The sequence below is a fragment of the Desulfonatronum parangueonense genome (assembly GCF_054656975.1).
Genome location: NZ_BAAHXH010000003.1, coordinates 4404748 through 4423245, shown reverse-complemented (window position 1 = coordinate 4423245; position 18498 = coordinate 4404748). Strand labels below are relative to the sequence as shown.

The 18498-nt window shown below is 54.0% G+C and carries 16 protein-coding genes and 1 pseudogene; 16 read left to right on the top strand and 1 reads right to left on the bottom strand.

Annotated features, from left to right (window positions below; all coding sequences use genetic code 11):
* Positions 1-306: 306 nt before the first annotated feature.
* The 5 genes from ACYQ15_RS19720 (at position 307) to ACYQ15_RS19700 (ending at position 9290) form a co-directional block, all read left to right on the top strand.
* A complete protein-coding gene (locus ACYQ15_RS19720; RefSeq protein ID WP_459939195.1) occupies positions 307-2910 on the top strand; it encodes a sensor domain-containing protein in 2604 nt (867 codons plus the stop codon).
* Positions 2911-3506: 596 nt separating this feature from the next.
* On the top strand, positions 3507-5030 hold the full coding sequence (locus ACYQ15_RS19715; RefSeq protein ID WP_459939194.1) for a phosphotransferase: 1524 nt from the start codon (positions 3507-3509) through the stop codon (positions 5028-5030).
* Positions 5031-5630: 600 nt separating this feature from the next.
* Positions 5631-5843, top strand: a complete 213-nt coding sequence (locus ACYQ15_RS19710; protein WP_459939193.1) for a hypothetical protein — start codon at positions 5631-5633, stop codon at positions 5841-5843.
* A gap of 671 nt (positions 5844-6514) precedes the next feature.
* The gene (locus ACYQ15_RS19705) at positions 6515-7120 is read left to right on the top strand and encodes a nitroreductase family protein (RefSeq protein ID WP_459939192.1); all 606 of its coding nucleotides are present in this window, start codon (positions 6515-6517) and stop codon (positions 7118-7120) included.
* Positions 7121-7157: 37 nt separating this feature from the next.
* Entirely contained in the window at positions 7158-9290 is a 2133-nt protein-coding gene (locus ACYQ15_RS19700) for a GAF domain-containing protein (protein ID WP_459939191.1), read from the top strand.
* 217 nt (positions 9291-9507) lie between these two features.
* Here ACYQ15_RS19700 and ACYQ15_RS19695 read toward each other — a convergent pair whose 3' ends face one another.
* A complete protein-coding gene (locus ACYQ15_RS19695; RefSeq protein WP_459939190.1) occupies positions 9508-10164 on the bottom strand; it encodes a response regulator in 657 nt (218 codons plus the stop codon).
* Positions 10165-10817: 653 nt separating this feature from the next.
* Between ACYQ15_RS19695 and ACYQ15_RS19690 the strand changes: the two are divergent.
* The 11 genes and pseudogenes from ACYQ15_RS19690 to ACYQ15_RS19640 form a co-directional block, all read left to right on the top strand.
* A pseudogene (locus ACYQ15_RS19690) lies at positions 10818-11396 on the top strand (C-GCAxxG-C-C family (seleno)protein); the annotation flags it as partial.
* Between the two features lie 145 nt (positions 11397-11541).
* Positions 11542-12117: a hypothetical protein gene (locus ACYQ15_RS19685; protein ID WP_459939189.1), complete on the top strand. Its 576-nt coding sequence runs from the start codon at positions 11542-11544 to the stop codon at positions 12115-12117.
* A 322-nt stretch (positions 12118-12439) separates the two neighbouring features.
* Entirely contained in the window at positions 12440-12820 is a 381-nt protein-coding gene (locus ACYQ15_RS19680; RefSeq protein WP_459939188.1) for an ArsR/SmtB family transcription factor, read from the top strand.
* A gap of 23 nt (positions 12821-12843) precedes the next feature.
* The gene (gene arsB, locus ACYQ15_RS19675; protein WP_459939187.1) at positions 12844-13956 is read left to right on the top strand and encodes an ACR3 family arsenite efflux transporter; all 1113 of its coding nucleotides are present in this window, start codon (positions 12844-12846) and stop codon (positions 13954-13956) included.
* A gap of 181 nt (positions 13957-14137) precedes the next feature.
* Positions 14138-14524 (top strand): ArsR/SmtB family transcription factor, encoded by a 387-nt coding sequence (locus ACYQ15_RS19670; RefSeq protein ID WP_459939186.1) that lies wholly within the window; start codon positions 14138-14140, stop codon positions 14522-14524.
* A 24-nt stretch (positions 14525-14548) separates the two neighbouring features.
* Positions 14549-14782, top strand: coding sequence for a thioredoxin family protein (locus ACYQ15_RS19665; protein ID WP_459939185.1), 234 nt, complete (start codon positions 14549-14551; stop codon positions 14780-14782).
* 16 nt (positions 14783-14798) lie between these two features.
* Positions 14799-15212: a thioredoxin family protein gene (locus ACYQ15_RS19660; protein ID WP_459939184.1), complete on the top strand. Its 414-nt coding sequence runs from the start codon at positions 14799-14801 to the stop codon at positions 15210-15212.
* 7 nt (positions 15213-15219) lie between these two features.
* Positions 15220-15924, top strand: a complete 705-nt coding sequence (locus ACYQ15_RS19655) for a cytochrome c biogenesis CcdA family protein (protein ID WP_459939183.1) — start codon at positions 15220-15222, stop codon at positions 15922-15924.
* A gap of 33 nt (positions 15925-15957) precedes the next feature.
* A complete protein-coding gene (locus tag ACYQ15_RS19650; RefSeq protein ID WP_459939182.1) occupies positions 15958-16440 on the top strand; it encodes a thioredoxin family protein in 483 nt (160 codons plus the stop codon).
* Positions 16441-16696: 256 nt separating this feature from the next.
* A complete protein-coding gene (locus ACYQ15_RS19645) occupies positions 16697-17995 on the top strand; it encodes a permease (protein ID WP_459939181.1) in 1299 nt (432 codons plus the stop codon).
* Between the two features lie 39 nt (positions 17996-18034).
* A complete protein-coding gene (locus tag ACYQ15_RS19640; protein WP_459939180.1) occupies positions 18035-18478 on the top strand; it encodes an arsenate reductase ArsC in 444 nt (147 codons plus the stop codon).
* The last annotated feature ends 20 nt before the right edge of the window (positions 18479-18498 follow it).

The following is an 18498-nucleotide window of genomic DNA, read 5'->3' as shown; positions in this document are numbered from 1 at the left end:
GCAGAGAAGCTCGACGTCGTTCCGGGTTCCCTGTCCAAGACGCGGGTAAATATTCAGCATATACGGCGCACAACAATTCTCCAGCACTGGATTCCGGCCTTCGCCGGAATGACAAGTTGGAGCATTCCTCGGTAGTTATATCGGCGAAGGCCGGCGCTATTGCTATCCAGGTCTTTCTCCAGCACTGCTGAATACTTACAAGGCGCAAAAGCAAAGATTACGATGAAATTTACGGCTTCCACGATCCCGGCGACCGCTCGGCAAGCTTGCAGCGCCCGCATATAACTCCAACAAAATTGTCATATCATGTTCAAGAATCTCACAAATTCATTCATTGATTCCATGCCCGGCGCCGCATGCGCTCGTGCTTTCGCACTCAATTCAAGCGATGCTCCGGATCCAAGTCCAGACGCCGCGTCCGACTTTGCTGAGCCGGAAACCATTGGCGCGACTCTCCCGGTGGACCACGATGCCTTGATACAGCTTTTCGCCGGATCCCCCAACGCCGTGGTTCTGCGCGACCAGGACGGCCGGCTGATTGCCTGTAATGCGGCTTTTGAGCGCATGTTCGGGCCGCTTGGTGCACGTGGTCCGGAGACCATAAATCGGTGCTTGCGGGATTTGATGCGGCCCTGCCCCGAGTTCGAGAAGCAGGCGCAACGTGTCTGGAGCGGTGACGCGGCCTTTCAGGGGGTGGAAATATGCTGGCGAGCCGCAGGCGGTCGAACCGTGGAAACCTGCGCTTCCCAGTTTTCCATCGCCATGGCCGATGGCCGCCGTCTTTCCTGGTGCATCTTCGTAGACATCTCCGACCGCAAGCAGGCTGAACGGATGCTCCAGGACGCGGAAACCAAGTATCGCTCCATTTTCGTCAATGCCGTGGAAGGCATCTTCCAGACCACCACGGATGGGCGCTACCTGGACGTGAATCCATCCCTTGCCCGGATTTACGGCTACGACTCGCCCCGGGAAATGATTCAGGCCTTCCGGGATATCAAGACCCAGCTGTATGTTGACCCTCTCCGAAGGGACGAGTTCGTGCGGATCATGGACCAGGACCATGAAGTCTGGAACTTTGTGTCCGAAATCTACAAAAAAGACGGCAGTCGGATCTGGATTTCCGAAAACGCGCGGGCCGTGTACGATGTTCGCGGAAATATCGCCTATTTTGAGGGAACCGTGGTGGACATCACCCGGCGCAAGTTGGCCGAAGAGGCCCTGGAAACCCAGCGGGAGCTGTTCACCCAGTTGTTCGCCAATACCCCCCAGGCCATCGTGCTGACGGACATGGACCGCAACGTGATCAACGCAAATCAGGCCTTTGAACAGCTTTTCGGCTTTCGGGCCGAGGACGTTCGCGGCTTTGCCGTTCGCGGATTCATCGTGCCCGAGGAACTGACGGCGGATGCCGAAACGTTCCACGCCGCCATTCTTTCCGGCAATTCCATGCAGACCGAGACCCAGCGCCGCCACAAGGACGGCCGGCTGATCCCGGTATCCATGATCGGATTCCCCCTGAAGGTGCGGGAGGCCATTCAAGGCGTGGTCTTCATCTACCAGGACATTTCCGAACGCAAAGCCTTTGAGGAACAAATCACCCATCAGGCTTTTCACGACGGACTGACCGGTCTGGCGAACCGGAGCCTGTTCGCCGAGCGACTGGAGCGGGCCGTGGAGCGGGGCAAGCGGCGCGTGGACTACCGCTATGCCGTGATCATGGTGGACCTGGACAAGTTCAAGACGATCAACGACACCCTGGGACATCAGGCCGGGGACAATTTGCTGATCGAGGTCAGCCGCCGGCTGAGCGGATGCGTCCGCTCCATGGATACCGTGGCCCGGATCGGCGGTGACGAGTTCGCGCTGATCCTGGAGGAACTGACCTCGGAGGAGGAGGCCCTGGCCATTGTCCGGCGAATCGAGGAAACCCTGCGCCAGTCCCTGGTGCTGACTGCCGGAGAAGTCCGGCCCGAGGCCAGCATTGGAGTGGTCATGCACTCCGGGGAGTACGTCTCGGCCGAAGACATGCTACGCGACGCCGATATTGCCATGTACCGGGCCAAGGAGTTGCGCTGCGGCAATCTGCTGTTCGACCGCTCCATGCGCCTTGAGCTGCAGGAATCCATGAACCTGGAAAACGAGCTCCGCCTGGCCGTGCAGGAAGGGGGGCTGAGCGTCCACTACCAGCCCATTGTCCACGTGGACGGCGGCGGCCTGGAGGGCTTCGAGGCCCTGGTGCGCTGGAACCATCCGAGCATGGGCCAGGTGCCGCCCTCTCGGTTCATTCCCCTGGCTGAAGAGACCGGACTGATCCTGCCCCTGGGCCGGTTCGTGATCCGCGAGGCCTGCGGCCAGCTGGCCGCATGGCGCGAGGAGTTCCCCATAGCAACGCAGTTGTCCATGAGCGTCAACGTTTCCTGTCTGCAATTTCTGCGGGACAACCTGGTGGACTATGTGGCGGACGTGCTTCGGGAACTGGACCTGAAACCCGGAAACCTGAAGCTGGAAATCACCGAAACCGTGCTGATGCACGACCCGTCGCACACGGCCCGCGAGCTGCGGCGACTCAAGGATCTGGGCGTGCGCATCGCCATCGACGATTTCGGCACCGGCTATTCCTCCTTGAGTTACCTCCAGCAGCTGCCCATCGATCACCTCAAAATCGACCGTTCCTTCATCAGCGGCACCGAGCAGGCCGAGGGCAACCTGCACATCGTCAACTCCATCATTTCCCTGGCCAGGGCCCTGGGGATCTCGGTCATCGCCGAGGGCGTAGAGCGCGAGGAACAGCTGACCTCCCTGCGAGACCTGCGCTGCGACAACGCCCAGGGCTTCATGTTCTCCCGCCCTTTGGACGCGGAAGACGCCGCGGCTTATATTTTGCGCTGTTCTTGCGACAAGGAGCAGTGAACGCTCTTTAAACTTCGTTGCCGAAGAGACCTTTCCGCAGTCCATTCAAAATCAGGTGCACGGGAGCAAATCAAGCTGTCCAGCCACTTTCCGTGAGCTTCGTCAACGGGCCGCGTCGTTCATTGCGTCGTCATTTGCTTTTGCGCGAACCAACCGTACCCAGTATAATCGAATGAAGGTTAATTGGCTTGACCACTTGAACTCAAATATAATGGCCCTATTATGAACTATTCCAGAAAATAGCCGAATGGCAGGATGAATCCGGTCCAGCAATCTCTTCAAGCGAATATGTTCAACATCCTTTGTCTTTAGCCAGTTACAGCAAAAAAAGGTAACTGCTCAATAAGGCAGGGCAACCAACCACCGCGGATCCGTGCTGCCAGGATAGCGGAACGCGCCGGCCTGCACCGGTATGACGGAGTGAAGTACCTCGAAAGCGAGTTCTCTCGGTCGTCACCCCGGCGCAGGCCGGGGTCCAGGTGTTTTTTCTAGGATTCACTGCCCGGAGTTATTGAGTAGTTACAAAAAAAGCACCGATGCCGAATTGCCGGGCAGCCTGACATATTTAATCAACAAATACCTATGGGATACATTCTATGATTGCCGAATTGCATTGTCACACATCGGAACATTCCGCATGCAGCCATGCAAATGCCGTTGAACTCATCAAGCAGGCGTTCGACATGGGATTGCAGGCCATAGTCATTACGGACCATCACTATCAATGGAATGATTCCGACCTTCAAAACGTAAAGCGGAAATCCGGGGTAGAGGACTATTTCACCGTTCTCTCCGGCCAGGAAACGCACACGTCTGATTATGGGGATATCCTGATATTCGGAGTGAAAGAGACCATTGAGAGACAGAAAGTCTCGCTCCGGGAAATCCGGGAAAGATTCCCTGAAGCAGCCATTATCTGGGCTCATCCCTACCGAAACGGCAAAATACCCGCGAAGGAAAAGCTGCTGAATCCCCTGCTGGATGGAATTGAAATATTCAACTCGAACTATACGGTTGCGGAAGCGGCCAGAGCTCTCAAGGATTGGCATGAAATAAAATTTACGGCCGTCGGCGGCACGGATACGCATGCCTTAAGTTATACAGGCGCATACCCGACATTGTTCGACCATCCTTTCGCCACAATTGAAGAGCTGGTGGGCGAAATCAAGGCCGGCAGGTGCCGCCCCTATTTCAAGGAAATTCCCCGGACAGGAACATCCGACGCACAGGTGACGGAGATCACGACAGGCTTCAAAGCTTCAAAAGCACGGAAAAAAATCATCACCAAAACATTCACCAATATTGGCGCCTGGAAGGAAGGCGAACGGGCTTTCAATTTGATGAACGAAATTTCCCAACACGGTTTCACCAAGGGAAAATATCGAATACCGCTTCCCCTAGATAAAGATTCGGACAGTTTTTCCGTCATGGAAAAATGTGTTTCCGGAGAATCTCTCTACGAGAAAATCCTTGCTGCCGATCCGGAGGGAGCCAGGGAATACTTGCGCAAAGCAGCCGGATGGCTGGCGACGTTTCACAACTTCAACTTCAAGATAACTCCTGTCGATGAATACCTATCGATTGAGAAAGAAAGATTGGAGTACTACTTGAGCAGAATGTATCGAAATAGCCACAGGGACACTGCTCGGGTCCAGCAAATACTTGACGAAGTATGGAAAAGCGAGGTTGAACTTATAGAGGGTATGCCGGAACGATTGGTCCAGGGGCACGGCGACTTTCATTTGAAAAATATCATTGTCGGCAGAGATGAGGAATTGGATGAGGAATATGTCGCGGCAATTGATTTCAACAGCTCCTATCAGCTTCCCAGATCCTTTGATGTCGGGACGTTTATGGCCCAATATAAAAACATGTATTTTGACAATCCTGAGATATATGCCAAGGCGCCCATTGAAATTTTCTACCAGGAATACGTGGATCAATCAGACGACCTCGACTCCGACTTCGAACTTCAGGTGCAGTTGTATAAGGCGCGCGCCTATCTAAGCATAATTTATTACCTTGTTAAGGTCGGCAAAGGAAACAGCCAAAACTTCTGGGCCATATTGATCGATGCGGAAAAAAGCCTTGCCCATAGATCTTTCAGGAAGGAAATTTGATCATTTGATGATCGCTTGAACGGAAGCGGACTTGCTTTCCGCCGCAAGCACTTGAGCATGCCCATGGCTCAGGTACAGTGACCACGGGGAACGGGCGAGCCCAGGCAGTCGGCCTGGAACTATTCCATCAGGGCGCGATGTGAACTTGAACGTCCAAGAAATCCGCGCCCTAGGTCTCGGCCCAGGGACCACGGCCGGAAACTGATTCATACCGTCTAACCTCAGCACGTACTCCACGCCCAGAAGAAAGGCACGCCCGGCGGATCGCCTGGCACGGCGCAAGTGACGCACATCCCGCAACGCATGTTGCAGCGGATGGTGGTCTCCACGTGGAGGATCCGGGGATGGAGGCGCGCGTATCGTGCGGCGGGGTTACGGCGTAAGAACTGAAACATGAAGCATTATTGATCCCTCACGATGTTGGTTTGCCTTGACTCGATTCCCTCAGAAAACGAAACCATTGATCTGAATCAAACGGTTTTGAAACCGCCATGCAAATTTGGCATGGTTGAACATTTCCCGCTCATGACATAGCGTTTTGAAAATCATGCCCGGTGCTCGGAACCTGTTGATCCGCAATAAACCCTAGGAGTTCTTGCCATGCAACACCTTCCAGTGGGCATCAATACCCTGGACAAGATCCGCTGCGGCGGATTCGTGTATGTGGACAAGACCGAATATGCCTATCGCATCGCGCACAAGCCGGACCGAGCGCAACCTTGTCGCCTTGGATGGCTGGGAGGTTGGCAAAACGCCTGCCTGAGAAATTTCTCCTCCCGATCCGGCGGGAGAAGTCAGAGGTTGCAGGATTGATGCGACAGTATGGAGTGATAATTCCTGAATTACAGTACTTGAAGCATTCGCTGGTTCCGGACAAAATGTGCATATCGCTCTCCGAGCGTGCAGCCTGGTTCCAAAACTACTCAAAAAGATCGGGCGATTAAGGTTTCGTGTGCAAGGGGTCCCACCCTGCGCGGAGTTTCGTGAACCGGCTACCGGGGCCAAGCTCCAGCTGGAATCTGGTTCCAAGTACATTACACCGCTTCCGAACTGGGGTGCGGCGCTCCCGGGATTGCATCGATGATTGACGCAAGTTTCTGAGCAGTTATCTGATTCCAAGAGTAACTATTCAGTCCATCCGAGAAAAATCGGACTGGATACCGGCCTTCGCCGGTATGATTTAACTTTGAATGGACGTGGTATGATACGTCAATCCGGCAAAAGCCGGAATCCAGCTCTCGAGTGATCACAGAGTATGTGCTGAATAGTTACTTCCAAAATATCTATTCAGCATACGACTGCTGCTGCCGAATTCGGCGTCTCTGTCGGATTCGGTATCGGGAACGGGAACGGTAGCGAAGCCATGCGGAGGACCCCCAACGTTTTCGAAACCGATAGCGACCCTGACTCCGACTCCGATTCCCGGAGAAAGATCACGCAACATGTGGTGAGTGCTTACATTCCAACTACAAGGAGGTTTTGTCATGACGGTCACGGAAGCCATTGCAGCCAGACGCAGCATCCGCAAATTCACGGATCAGCCGGTAAGCGAGGAACAGATGTCGAAACTGCTGGAGGCGGCCAGACTGGCGCCGTCCAGCATCAACTGCCAGCCGTGGCGATTCAAGGTGGTCAGGGAGCGGGAGGACGTCCAGTGGCTTTCCGGAGCGCCGACCAAGGGGCAGCGCTGGCTCGCTGGAGCCGGGGCGGTCTTGATCTGCTGCGCGGATGTGCGGCGGTTTGTCGAGGATTCCGCGGCCAATGTGCGCTTTCTCCGGGACAGCGGCATGTTGCCTCCGGAGATGCTGGAGGGGCTGAACGAGTACCTGGGCCGGGCCGAGAACGCCCAGCCCGAAGTTCTGCGCTGGGCAGCGGCATCCAATTGCGCCATCGCCCTGACCCATATCATGCTCCAGGCCGTGGAACTCGGGCTGGGAACCTGCTGGATCGGGATGTACGACGAAGCCGTGATCAAGGAGAGGTTCCAGATCCCCGATCCATTGCCCGTGGTGGCCATGCTGGCCGTGGGACATCCGGCCGAAGCCCCGGATCAGCGGCCCAGAAAAGAAATGGCGGATATTCTTCTCTAGGCGTGCGGCCGATGGCCGCAACCCAAACTGAAGGTGTTTGAACCGCCCGCTTCGCTCAACATTTTGCAGAGAGACCCCGTACAGGCTTGGAAACAATATCGCGCAAGGGGAACTGCCGCCAAAATACTTTAATCACAGCATGCCAGAAGTGATCAACCCAATGATGAAACTGCAAAAAGATCTCCTCGAGCATTTGCCGGCATTTGTTTATTTATTGGCCCAGAATTACACCATTAGTTACGCCAACAAGCATTTTCGGGAGCATTTTGGAGATCATCAGGACAAATACTGCTATCAAGTCATTGCAAATCGCGACAAGCCATGTGACGATTGCATGCTGTCCAAGGTCTTGGAGACGAGTGAAACCCATCAGATTGAGATGGATTGCTCCGATAACCTGACCGTTCAGATCATGGGCACTCCATATGTTGGCGAAGACGGCACACTCCAAGTTCTGGCATTGGGTGTCGACATATCCGGGCGCAGGATGAATGAATTGCTGTTGCAACGATCCCACGACGAGCTGGAAATTCGCGTTAAACGCCGTACCGAAGATTTATATAACTTGAATCTTGGATTGCGATGCGAAATTGAAAATCACAAGAAAACGAGTCAACAGTTGAAGTTCCAGCAGGAAATGTCTTCAGCTTTTGCCAGCCTGAAAAAAGCGTTGCTCAATCCCAATTCCTTCCAGGAAATACCGAATCTCATTCTGAAAAAAGCCATATACCTGACCGGCAGCGAACTTGGCATTGCTGGATATATCAAACCTGAGACAGACCAGCTTGTAAATGCGACCATGGCTGAAGATACGTGGTGCAATTGCGAAATCGAATCCAAGAAATCTACATCTGATATTTTCAAGGAACAATGGTCATGGGTTCTGCGCCATCGCAAACCCCTGCTTAGCAATTACGACAGGAATCATGGCCTTGACGACATGCCAACCGTCCATCCGCAAATCCGTCGCCTTTTGTGTGTTCCGGCACTGTTCAACGGCCAGCCGGTGGGGGTCATCACGCTGGCCAACGCCAAACAGGATTATGCGTCTGGAGATTTGGAGGCGGTGGAACGACTGGCGAATATTTACGCCCTGGCGCTGCACCGGAAACTGGAAGAAAATAAACTGTTATGGACGAACCAGCATCTGAACGCCTTGCTCGAGGCATCCCCTCTGCCGATCATGGTCGTAAATCGGTTCGGAAAGGCTACCTTCTGGAATCAAATGGCCCGCAAGACATTCGGGTGGTCGCAAAAGGAAGTGCAGGAGTTGGGTTTTCCGATGTTTTCAGGAAGCGAGGCTCAACGATTCAATTTGATGCACGAAGACGTTCTGAACGGTATTGACGTGGGCACGACAGAAATCCGGGCAAAATCCAGAAACCATTTTTATATGGACGTTGTGATTTTCTCTGCCCCTGTAATGAGCGTGGACGAGCCGGACAAGATTTGCTGTGGAATTTATATCATGGACGACATCACAGCCGACAAACAGATGGAAACGGATTTGCGGATTTCGGAACGGCAATTACGAGAACTGTCTGCTCAATTACTGCATGCTCTGGAAAAGGAAAGAAAACGAATCGCCCTGGAACTGCATGATCGTATCGGACAATCTCTCACGGCAATTAAATTTTCCATGGAGAGCGCTCTGGTCCAGAATGAAAGCCAAAAGCAGAAGACCTTGCAATCTGGAATCAACATGCTTCGGAACTCCATTGACGAAGTGCGCAAGATATCAATGGACCTGCGCCCGTCCATGCTGGATGACCTCGGACTGCTGGCCACGGCAAACTGGTTTTGTCGCGAATTCAGCCAAACATTCCCCAACATTCGGATCACGAAACGATTTTTCGTAAAGCAAAAGCAGGTTCCAGAACCTTTGAAAATTGTCATCTACAGAGTGATGCAGGAAGCGTTTAACAACATCGCCAAGCACAGCAATGCGACCAAGGCGATTCTCATACTGAAAAAGAACCAGAAATCTCTGGAATTGAAAATTGAAGACAATGGTCAGGGCATTGCCCTTAAGAAGAACATGCCTCCCCCCCATTCAGCCGGGCTTGGTTTGGCCAGCATGCGTGAACAGACGGAAATATCCGGGGGGCACTTCGAAATCATTTCTGCCCTGGATAAAGGAACCATAATCCGCTGCACATGGTTTTTATGAGTGTAACTAATCAGCAGAGCCAGAAAAAGACCTGGATAGCAACAGCGTCGGCCTTCGCCGGCTAGAGTGGTAAAGCTTGCCAGATACGTCATTCCGGCGAAACCGGAATCCAGTGCTGGAGAATGATCATGCTCCGTATGTGTTGAATAGTTACTTATGAGTTTCGGTGAATGATCAACCGGAACATCAAGCCGATCCAGCGATTCCTGGCGAGAACTCAATCCCTTCCCACCAGGCCGGCTTGAATGGCGAAAGCCGTCAAGGCGGATATGCTGTGCAGGCTAAGCTTGTGCATCAGGTTTGCCCGATGCTTCGCCACGGTTTTGGGGCTGATGAACAAGATTTGGGCAATTTTCTTGCTCTTGTTTCCTTCGGCGATCAACTGCAGAATTTCCCTTTCCCTGCTGGTCAGCACATCCAGCGCCGAAGCCGGTTCCGATTCATTTTTCCTACCTACAAAGCGCCTGATCACTCGTTCGGAAATCCCCGCACTGATGTACGTCCGTCCTTCCAAAACGTTCGAGATGGCCAGCAACAATTCCTCATAGGATGAATCCTTGAGCACGTATCCTTTGGCGCCGGCACGAAAAGCGGAAAGAATATATTCATCCGACTGATGGACCGTCAGGATGATAATTTTTGTCTGGGGACACATCTTCGTCAAGGGTTCCAATGCGGTTATTCCGTGCATGCCCGGCATGGAGAGATCCAGAAGCAGCAGATCCGGAGCCAGATTGTATGCCAGACGAATGGCTTCCTGCCCATCGCCGGCTTCACCCACGACCTCGAGGCTTGGATGTGAAGACAAGAGTGACTTCAATCCTTCCCGCAAGATGACATGATCTTCGGCAATTATGATACGGCTTTTAGCCATCCCCCCTCCCTTGTGGATTGAAACCGCCCGTCAAATTCTTCCGCTTAGCCGCAATAGTTCCCAATGACGAGTCCTATCCCTCTCTTGGCTTGCGATTTCCAGCAGGCCAAGGAGATTTTTCACGACTGCTTAACGTGAATAGCAAGTTGCGAGCCCCTTCGAGGCTCGCACGAAAGAGAGTAAAAAAGGCATATTACAAGCCAGGTAAGATTCAATTATGTATTAGGTGTATCGACTGTCTCACGAAGATTTGCTCCCTGGTTCCAGAACATTCTGTCAAAGAGCAAGGCATAAGTCTTTTTGCCATCGCGAATTACACCATTTGGCTTATAGCACTCCTTCCGCAACAATTCATATTGTGACCATAATCATTTCTTCCAATCGAGGAAGAGGCATTATGACCAAGGGAGGTAGTTATGTCTGGTGAAGTGAGTCGAAGATCTTTTTTACGAGGAGCCGGGCTATCCATGGCTGGTTTGGCCGCTTTTGGCGGGGTAGGGCTAGGCCTGAACAGGACGATGAGTACAAACGAGGCTTCTGCGTCGACAGCGCCTTTCACGTATGTCAAGCTTGATCCAGACAAGGCGGCGGCTGCGGCCTTTCAAGCGTATATGGAGCAGGGCGGCTGAGGGCCTGGAGCAGCCGAAGGTCTTTTCGGCTATCTTGCTCAAGAAGTGGGCGCGCCATATACACATTACCCTGCGGTCCTTTTCCGGCCCTTCTCTTCCGGTGTCATTCCTGGGTGGGCCTCCATATGCGGCGCTCTGGTACCACCGTTGGCGCTCTTTGGTGTCGTTGCCGCCCATGATGGAAAAATCATGAGTCAGCTCTGTGATGAGCTGATGGCCTGGTATCAAAAATTTCCTTTTCCTGAATACCAGCCTGCTGGAATGAATTTACCCAAAATAGCCATTGACTCCAGCCTTTGCCATGTCTCGGTAACAAAATGGATGAAAGAGGCAGGCGTGGCGAGGGGTTCGGAGGAACGTAAGCACAGATGCGGAGGTCTCACCTCGGACACTGTCATCAAGGCGGTTCAAATGTTGAATGATTTAGCTGACAAAGGAACCTTCGCCGCGACGACAAGTCCATCGCCTGTGGTTGCCAGTTGCATGAGCTGTCACTCGGCGGAAGTACAGCCCTTCACGCACGGAAAGGAAAATTGCATGAGCTGTCATGGTTCAAAGCTGATCAACATTGAAGACTGTTTAAAACATAAACGTATGCTGTGACCTGTTTCATAAGACAGAGATGTTGATTCACTATTTCTTCTTATAACATCCACGAAAATGTGGATCGGCAGATCAAACGTCGATCCACATCTTTTAACATGAATTCCTCGTACGCATCCATTACCGGCTAGAAGAAGGTGCAAACATGGCTTTCAGGAAAAGGCATATCTGTATTACAGTTCCGCTTGGCGCATTTTTCATTATTTTTTTGACATTACTTTCGTTTCATCATTCAGTGATTGCTGCTCAAGGCGATCGATGCACAGTCACTTCACCTTGCGTTGCCTATGTCAGTGCAGATGAATTCAATTCGATCAAGGCATTCAGCAGAGTCAATGTCGGCCCCTTGAGAGGGTCGGCTGAAAACCTGGGATTAATCAGGTCGGAGCTTACAGAGTATGTCCAAGAACTGTTCAGTAAATATTTTATTGATATTGATTTGAATGAAAAGCTGTTTCCTTTTTCCGTGGATGAACCCCGGGAACTGGGCTACATCCGTTTTACGGTGCGAACAGTTGAAGACGATGACCCTGTAATTCTGCATATCCTGCTCAGATCCGGAAATTACGCCTTGATAGGCAAAGGAATCGCCACTATTCAGATATATGATGAAGACATGCTGCAACTATCTTCTAAAGAAAATATCGACAATGATGTAAAGCAATTACTTGAAGAGATGATAAAGGATCTGGCAAGGAATTTTCACGATGCAAGGAGATAGCTCTTATCAACAGTTAATTGCGATATGACAGAAATTTCAGAAAAAGGGAAAACCCTCTCGCCGGATTCAAGGCCAGAAGGTGTTGCCCAGGCGCGGAAACGCACCGCACAGCATTCCGTTCTGTCCCATGTTCTGCAAGACCCGCACGTTGAAAGGCAGCCCGTCCCGATCCGCATAGTCATGCCGGCGAAGGCAGGCGCTGTTGCTATCCAGGTCTTTTTCTGGCTCTGCTGAGTAGTTACAAACAGATTCCTTGACAAGACGGAAATGACCTGTATTCTATATTTCGTCGTCTAGCTATATGTGCATTCCAGGAGAAAACATGGAGAAAACCCTGAACATGGCCAAGGCCTTGGCCGACGGCAACAGGATGCGCATTGTCGCCGCGCTCATGGATCATGATGAATTGTGCGTCTGCCAACTGACCGAGATGCTCGGGCTGGCCGGGGCCACGGTTTCGCGGCACATGAGCATCCTTCAGGCCGCGCGCCTGGTCAAGAGCCGCAAGCAAGGCCGGTGGGTCTTTTACCGCCTTTCCGGAGAATTTCCCGGATTGCTGCGCCAATGGCTTTTGGAGTCGCTACATGACTCACCGGAGACGGAAGCGGACAGGATGAGCCTTAAATCCATCCTGGCTTGTGAGCCCGACGATCTGTGCCGACGTCAGCGGGAAAGAGCGGAATGTTCCGCAAAATCGCAATAATCAATATCGATTAGGAGCGTGCAATGAGCGAATCCGTTGCCAAACAGATGTCCTTTCTGGACCGTTATCTGACCCTGTGGATTTTTCTGGCCATGATCGTGGGCGTGGGGGCCGGTTATTTCTTCCCGGTCATCCCGGACATCATCAGCCTTTTTCAGATCGGCAACACCAACATTCCCATCGCCATCGGCCTGATCGTGATGATGTACCCGCCCCTGGCCAAGGTCCAGTACGACAAAATGCATCTGGTTTTCCGTCATACTCGTGTGCTTGTCCTGTCCCTGGTCCAGAACTGGATCATCGGCCCGATCCTGATGTTCCTTCTGGCCGTGGCTTTTCTCGCCGACCATCCTGAATACATGGTCGGCCTGATCCTCATCGGACTGGCCCGTTGCATCGCCATGGTCATCGTCTGGAACGACCTGGCCAAGGGCGACCGGGAATACTGCGCCGGCCTCGTGGCCTTCAACTCGGTCTTCCAGATCCTGCTCTTCTCGGTCTACGCCTACCTCTTCCTGACCGTGTTTCCGAGCTGGCTGGGCTTTGAGGGCACCCTGGTGGACATCACCATGAAAGAGATCGCCATCAGCGTGCTGATCTACCTGGGCCTTCCTTTTGCCGGCGGCATCTTCTCCAGGATCTACGGCGTCCGGGCCAAGGGTGAGCAGTGGTACCAGGAAAAGTTCGTGCCCTTCATCAGCCCCTTCACCCTGATCGCCCTGCTTTTCACCATCGTGGTCATGTTTTCCCTCAAAGGCGAATATATCGTTCAATTGCCCTTTGACGTGATTCGCGTGGCCATTCCGCTGCTGATCTATTTCGTAATCATGTTCATCATCTCCTTTTTCCTGTCCATGAAGTTCAATGCCACCTATGAACAGTCCACCTCGCTGAGCTTCACCGCTGCCTCCAACAACTTCGAGCTGGCCATTGCCGTGGCCATCGCCGTATTCGGCATCCATTCCGGTGTGGCCTTTGCCGCAGTAATCGGGCCGCTGGTGGAGGTGCCCGTGCTCATCGGCCTGGTACACGTGGCCCTGTGGTTCAAGCGCAAGTACTTCCCCTTTGCCGTGCATACGCCCACCGGAGTCTGCCATGTGACCTGCGAGCCGGTTGAGGTGGATGCGAAGGCATAGCGTGAGAAATCCGCTCATCAGCGACAGCCCGCTCCGGCACGCGTTACTTCCGGAGCGGGCATTTGGCTGACGTAAAACATATGACGGCAACACTGCCAAGTCATCAGCGAACATATTTGACGACCGATCATCATTTGGCTATTTTGCCAAATACCAAAAATAAACGAGAACTGGATGCGTAATGCATAAAAACGATTTTCGATCCAAGATTTTCAAAGCCCTGGGCCATCCCAGCCGGATTGTCCTGGTGGACGCCTTGTTTGATGGGGAACGATGCGTCTGTGAACTCCGCGAACTTGTGGGAGCTGATGTGTCCACCGTTTCCAAGCATTTGTCCGTGCTCAAAGAGGCCGGCATCGTGGGCTGTGAAAAGCGCGGGGCCAATGTTTATTATTTTCTGCGCATGGAATGCGTGAAAGGGTTTCTCAACTGCGTGGACCGTTTCAATGCCCGCAGGATCGAGGAACATACGTGCATATTGTGCGGCGACGAAAAACTGATCTCAGGAAACAGAAGCAAAGTGACAGAGGCGGAAATCGAAATTCAGCAGTTAGCTGCAAATCACTAACGTGAACCAGAAAAGGAGAGATCAATGAAAATCAAGGTATTGGGCCCAGGTTGCCCCAAGTGTGCGGAGGCGTTGCGGGTTGTCACGGATGCCGTGGCCGAATCCGGAAAACCCGTGGAAGTTGAAAAGGTCACGGACATGCAGGAGTTCATGCGGTACGGCGTGTTCAGCACTCCGGCCATCGTGGTGGACGATACGGTTAAGGTCGTGGGCAAGCTGCCGACCAAAAATGAAGTTCTCGGCTGGATCAATGCCTGATCCGCGGATGCAGATCATGTCCGCCGAAAACGACATGTTTTCCGTTTCGCGGAGACCGTTCTGTCTGAAGGTGCTGATTTTCTTCGGAGCGCTGCTGATTCTGCTGGCCGGACACCCAGCCCTGGCCGAGGAAGTTCCCCAGGCGCCGGTGCCCGGCATGGTCACCGTGGCCAGTTTCGGGGCCGTAAACTGCGTCCCCTGTCGAATGATGGTGCCCATCCGTGAAGAGCTTCAGCAGGAGTACGAGGGCCGGGCGGCCATCGTGTTCATCAATCTGCATCGCCACTATAAACTGATCGACCAGTACGCCATCCAGGTCATCCCCACGCTGATCTTCTACGACGAAAACGGCAACGAGGCGAAGCGGCACATCGGGTTCATGGACAAAAAGTCCATTGAAGCGGAAATGGCCAGACTCGGTGTAAAATAGGATCTGTATGGACCAGTTTTTCATTACCCTGAACATGTGGATCACCAGCGGAACGGGCATTGCCATGGCCGGCAGCTTCTTATGGGGCATGGTCAGCGTATTCTTCAGCCCCTGCCATCTGGCCTCCATCCCGCTCATCGTCGGCTATGTCGCCGGACAGAACAAGCTCATCGAAGGCCGCGCCGCCGCCGGCTACGCCGCATTGTTTTCTTTCGGCCTTTTCGTAACCATTGCCCTGGTGGGTATAGTCACTGCCCTGCTGGGCAGGATGCTGGGCGACATTGGCCCCTGGTGGACGATTCTGGTCGGACTGGTTCTGATCTGGGTGGCCCTGGACATGCTCGGCGTGTCAAGGTGCTCCATGTCCACGGGACTGATGAGCAAACTCAAGGTCAGCGGGCTTTCCGGCGCCCTCATCCTTGGACTGGCCTACGGCGTGCTCTCCGGCTCCTGCACCTTCGGCTTCATTGCCCCGATCCTGGCCATCATCACCATCCAGGAGCAGTTCGCCAACGGCATTCTGCTGATCGTGCTTTTCGGCATCGGTCATTGCATCCCCATTGTTATTGCCGGCAGCTCCACAGCACTTGTCCGGCGCATCCTGGAAAGCCGATCCATGGCCACCGGCGGCCTGTGGTTCAAAAGGGGCGCTGGAACGCTCATCGGCCTGCTGGGGCTGTACTTCATCGCCTTGCCGTTTCTGGAAATCTAGAACAACCCGCACGTCACGAAACAAGGAATCAAAATGAGTTCAAAGATTGCAATCGGCATTGTGCTTGTCCTGGTCGCCCTGCTCGGAACCATTGTGCTGATCCATCAGTACCAGGCGGATCAGCTCAACGACACGGCCGCCGTGGACCTTCAATCTCTCGGAGACGGTTCAGCCCACGAAGCGAACATCGAACTGGACCCGAGCCTGCTGCCGGGCAATCCATCCCCGCTGCCGCGTCTAGTGGACCTGGGCGCGGACAATTGCCTGCCCTGCAAGCTGATGGCGCCCATCCTCCAGGAATTGAAGGTCGATTACGCCCACCTTTTCGCCACGCACTTCATCGACGTCTGGAAAAATCCGGCGGCAGGCAGGCAATTCAGCGTGCGCATGATTCCAACCCAAATTTTTTATGATGTCGAGGGCAAGGAACTGTTCCGCCATGAAGGCTTCATGTCCAAGCAGGATATTTTGCGACGGTGGAAGCTGTTGGGGATCGAGGTGGAGGCGACGAGTTGAGATGGTCCTCCATGAAAACGGCCTTGCGGGAGACCGCTCCCTCACCTGTGTTCTTCCGATTTGAGACCGATATGAGTTATTTACTTGAGAAAATGCAGTTATCGGCGTCGGCGTCGGTATCGCTATCGAAATCGATACAGTTCGTTAGCCCATCCATTCATTCGATCCCGATTTCGATTCCGACCCCGATACCGATACCGATACCGATACCGAAAGAGAAGTTCAGCCACGCAAAAGAAGTAAACGAGGCGCACTCATGAACTGGAAAATCGAATGGAAGCCGCTGGTTGCCATAGTGGTTGTTTTCCTGGCCATATTCTACCTGCCCGTTGGCCAACCCCGCTTTGACAATGCCGTTCAGGAAGCGCTGTACCTGGCTCGCTGGTACGCCCAGGAACACGTCCTGCTCTGCCTGATCCCGGCTTTTTTTATAGCCGGAGCCATCGGCGTCTTCGTCAGCCAGAGTTCCATCCTGCGCTACCTCGGCCCTCAGGCGAACAAGGCCTGCGCCTACGGCGTGGCATCCTGCTCCGGCTCCATCCTGGCCGTCTGCTCCTGCACCATCCTGCCCCTGTTCGCCGGAATCTACCGGATGGGCGCGGGCATCGGGCCGGCCACGGCTTTTCTCTATTCCGGGCCGGCCATCAACATCCTGGCCATCGTGCTCACGGCCCAGGTTCTCGGCCCGGAACTGGGCATCGCCCGTGCCGTGGGCGCCATCTTCTTTGCCGTGGTCATCGGCCTGATCATGCACATGCTCTATCGGCGGGAAGAGGCGGACAAGACCGCGAACATGGTTCTGCCCGATGAGGAGCCCAAGCGCGGGCTTGGCAAGAACGGACTCTACTTCCTGAGCATGATCGGCATTCTGGTCTTTGCCAACTGGGGCGCGCCAAGTGAAGCCACCGGCATCTGGCAGACCGTCTATGAAAACAAGTGGCTGCTCACGACCATATCCGGACTGGGGCTGGCCATGATCCTGCCCGCCTGGTTCGGCCTGCCCTGGTCCCGGATGTTCATGGTCGCGCTGCCCACCGCGGCCCTGGCCCTGGCTTTCCCAGGCGTGCCCGTCCTGGCCTTCACAGCCGGATTTGTCGGCCTGTCCATAGTCATCAGCACCCGGGAGGACGAACTGGGTCAGTGGTTTTCCACATCCTGGATCTTTGCCAAACAGATCCTGCCCCTGCTGTTCATCGGCGTGCTGGCGGCCGGACTGCTGCTCGGACGTCCAGGCGAAGAAGGGCTGATCCCTTCGGCCTGGGTCAGCGCGGCCGTGGGCGGCAACTCCCTTGGCGCGAACTTCTTCGCCTCCTTTGCCGGGGCGTTCATGTATTTCGCCACCCTGACCGAAGTGCCCATCCTGGAAGGCCTGCTGGGCAGCGGCATGGGCAAGGGCCCTGCCCTGGCCCTGCTCCTGGCCGGACCGGCCTTGAGTCTGCCGAACATGCTGGTCATCCGCAGCGTCATCGGCACGCAGAAAACCCTGGTCTTCGTCAGTCTCGTGATTGTCATGGCCACCTTTAGCGGGCTGATCTACGGGCACTTCTGGGGATAGCGCCGACAAACACCCATCTGGAATCCAAGGAGAGATATCATGTCCAAGACGAGCATTCTGTTTCTCTGCACCGGCAATTCCTGTCGCAGCCAGATGGCTGAAGGCTGGACCAGACACCTGAAAAGCGATTCCATCGACGCCTATTCCGCGGGCATCGAAAAACACGGACTTAACCCTCTGGCCGTGAAGGTGATGGCCGAAGCCGGAGTGGACATCAGTTCGCAGACCTCGAAAACCCTGGATGATCTGCCGGACGTGGAATTCGATTACGTGATCACCCTCTGTGGACACGCTCAGGAGTCATGCCCGTTCTTTCCGGCCAAAACCGCCAAGATCCATGTGGGCTTCGACGATCCGCCCAAGCTTGCGGAAACTGCTCAGAACGAAGAGGAAGCCCTGGGCCATTACCGCCGGGTGCGCGATGAAATCCTCGATTATGTTCAGACCCTGCCGGAATCCCTTGTTGTTCCGGAAAAATCATAGCAGTTTTAGGATTTAACCGG

Coding starts and splice junctions, on each gene's coding strand:
- ACYQ15_RS19720 (WP_459939195.1), top strand. CDS start 307: ATGTTCAAGAATCTCACAAATTCATTCATTGATTCCATGCCCGGCGCC.
- ACYQ15_RS19715 (WP_459939194.1), top strand. CDS start 3,507: ATGATTGCCGAATTGCATTGTCACACATCGGAACATTCCGCATGCAGC.
- ACYQ15_RS19710 (WP_459939193.1), top strand. CDS start 5,631: ATGCAACACCTTCCAGTGGGCATCAATACCCTGGACAAGATCCGCTGC.
- ACYQ15_RS19705 (WP_459939192.1), top strand. CDS start 6,515: ATGACGGTCACGGAAGCCATTGCAGCCAGACGCAGCATCCGCAAATTC.
- ACYQ15_RS19695 (WP_459939190.1), bottom strand. CDS start 10,164: ATGGCTAAAAGCCGTATCATAATTGCCGAAGATCATGTCATCTTGCGG.
- ACYQ15_RS19685 (WP_459939189.1), top strand. CDS start 11,542: ATGGCTTTCAGGAAAAGGCATATCTGTATTACAGTTCCGCTTGGCGCA.
- ACYQ15_RS19680 (WP_459939188.1), top strand. CDS start 12,440: ATGGAGAAAACCCTGAACATGGCCAAGGCCTTGGCCGACGGCAACAGG.
- arsB (WP_459939187.1), top strand. CDS start 12,844: ATGAGCGAATCCGTTGCCAAACAGATGTCCTTTCTGGACCGTTATCTG.
- ACYQ15_RS19670 (WP_459939186.1), top strand. CDS start 14,138: ATGCATAAAAACGATTTTCGATCCAAGATTTTCAAAGCCCTGGGCCAT.
- ACYQ15_RS19665 (WP_459939185.1), top strand. CDS start 14,549: ATGAAAATCAAGGTATTGGGCCCAGGTTGCCCCAAGTGTGCGGAGGCG.
- ACYQ15_RS19660 (WP_459939184.1), top strand. CDS start 14,799: ATGTCCGCCGAAAACGACATGTTTTCCGTTTCGCGGAGACCGTTCTGT.
- ACYQ15_RS19655 (WP_459939183.1), top strand. CDS start 15,220: ATGGACCAGTTTTTCATTACCCTGAACATGTGGATCACCAGCGGAACG.
- ACYQ15_RS19650 (WP_459939182.1), top strand. CDS start 15,958: ATGAGTTCAAAGATTGCAATCGGCATTGTGCTTGTCCTGGTCGCCCTG.
- ACYQ15_RS19645 (WP_459939181.1), top strand. CDS start 16,697: ATGAACTGGAAAATCGAATGGAAGCCGCTGGTTGCCATAGTGGTTGTT.
- ACYQ15_RS19640 (WP_459939180.1), top strand. CDS start 18,035: ATGTCCAAGACGAGCATTCTGTTTCTCTGCACCGGCAATTCCTGTCGC.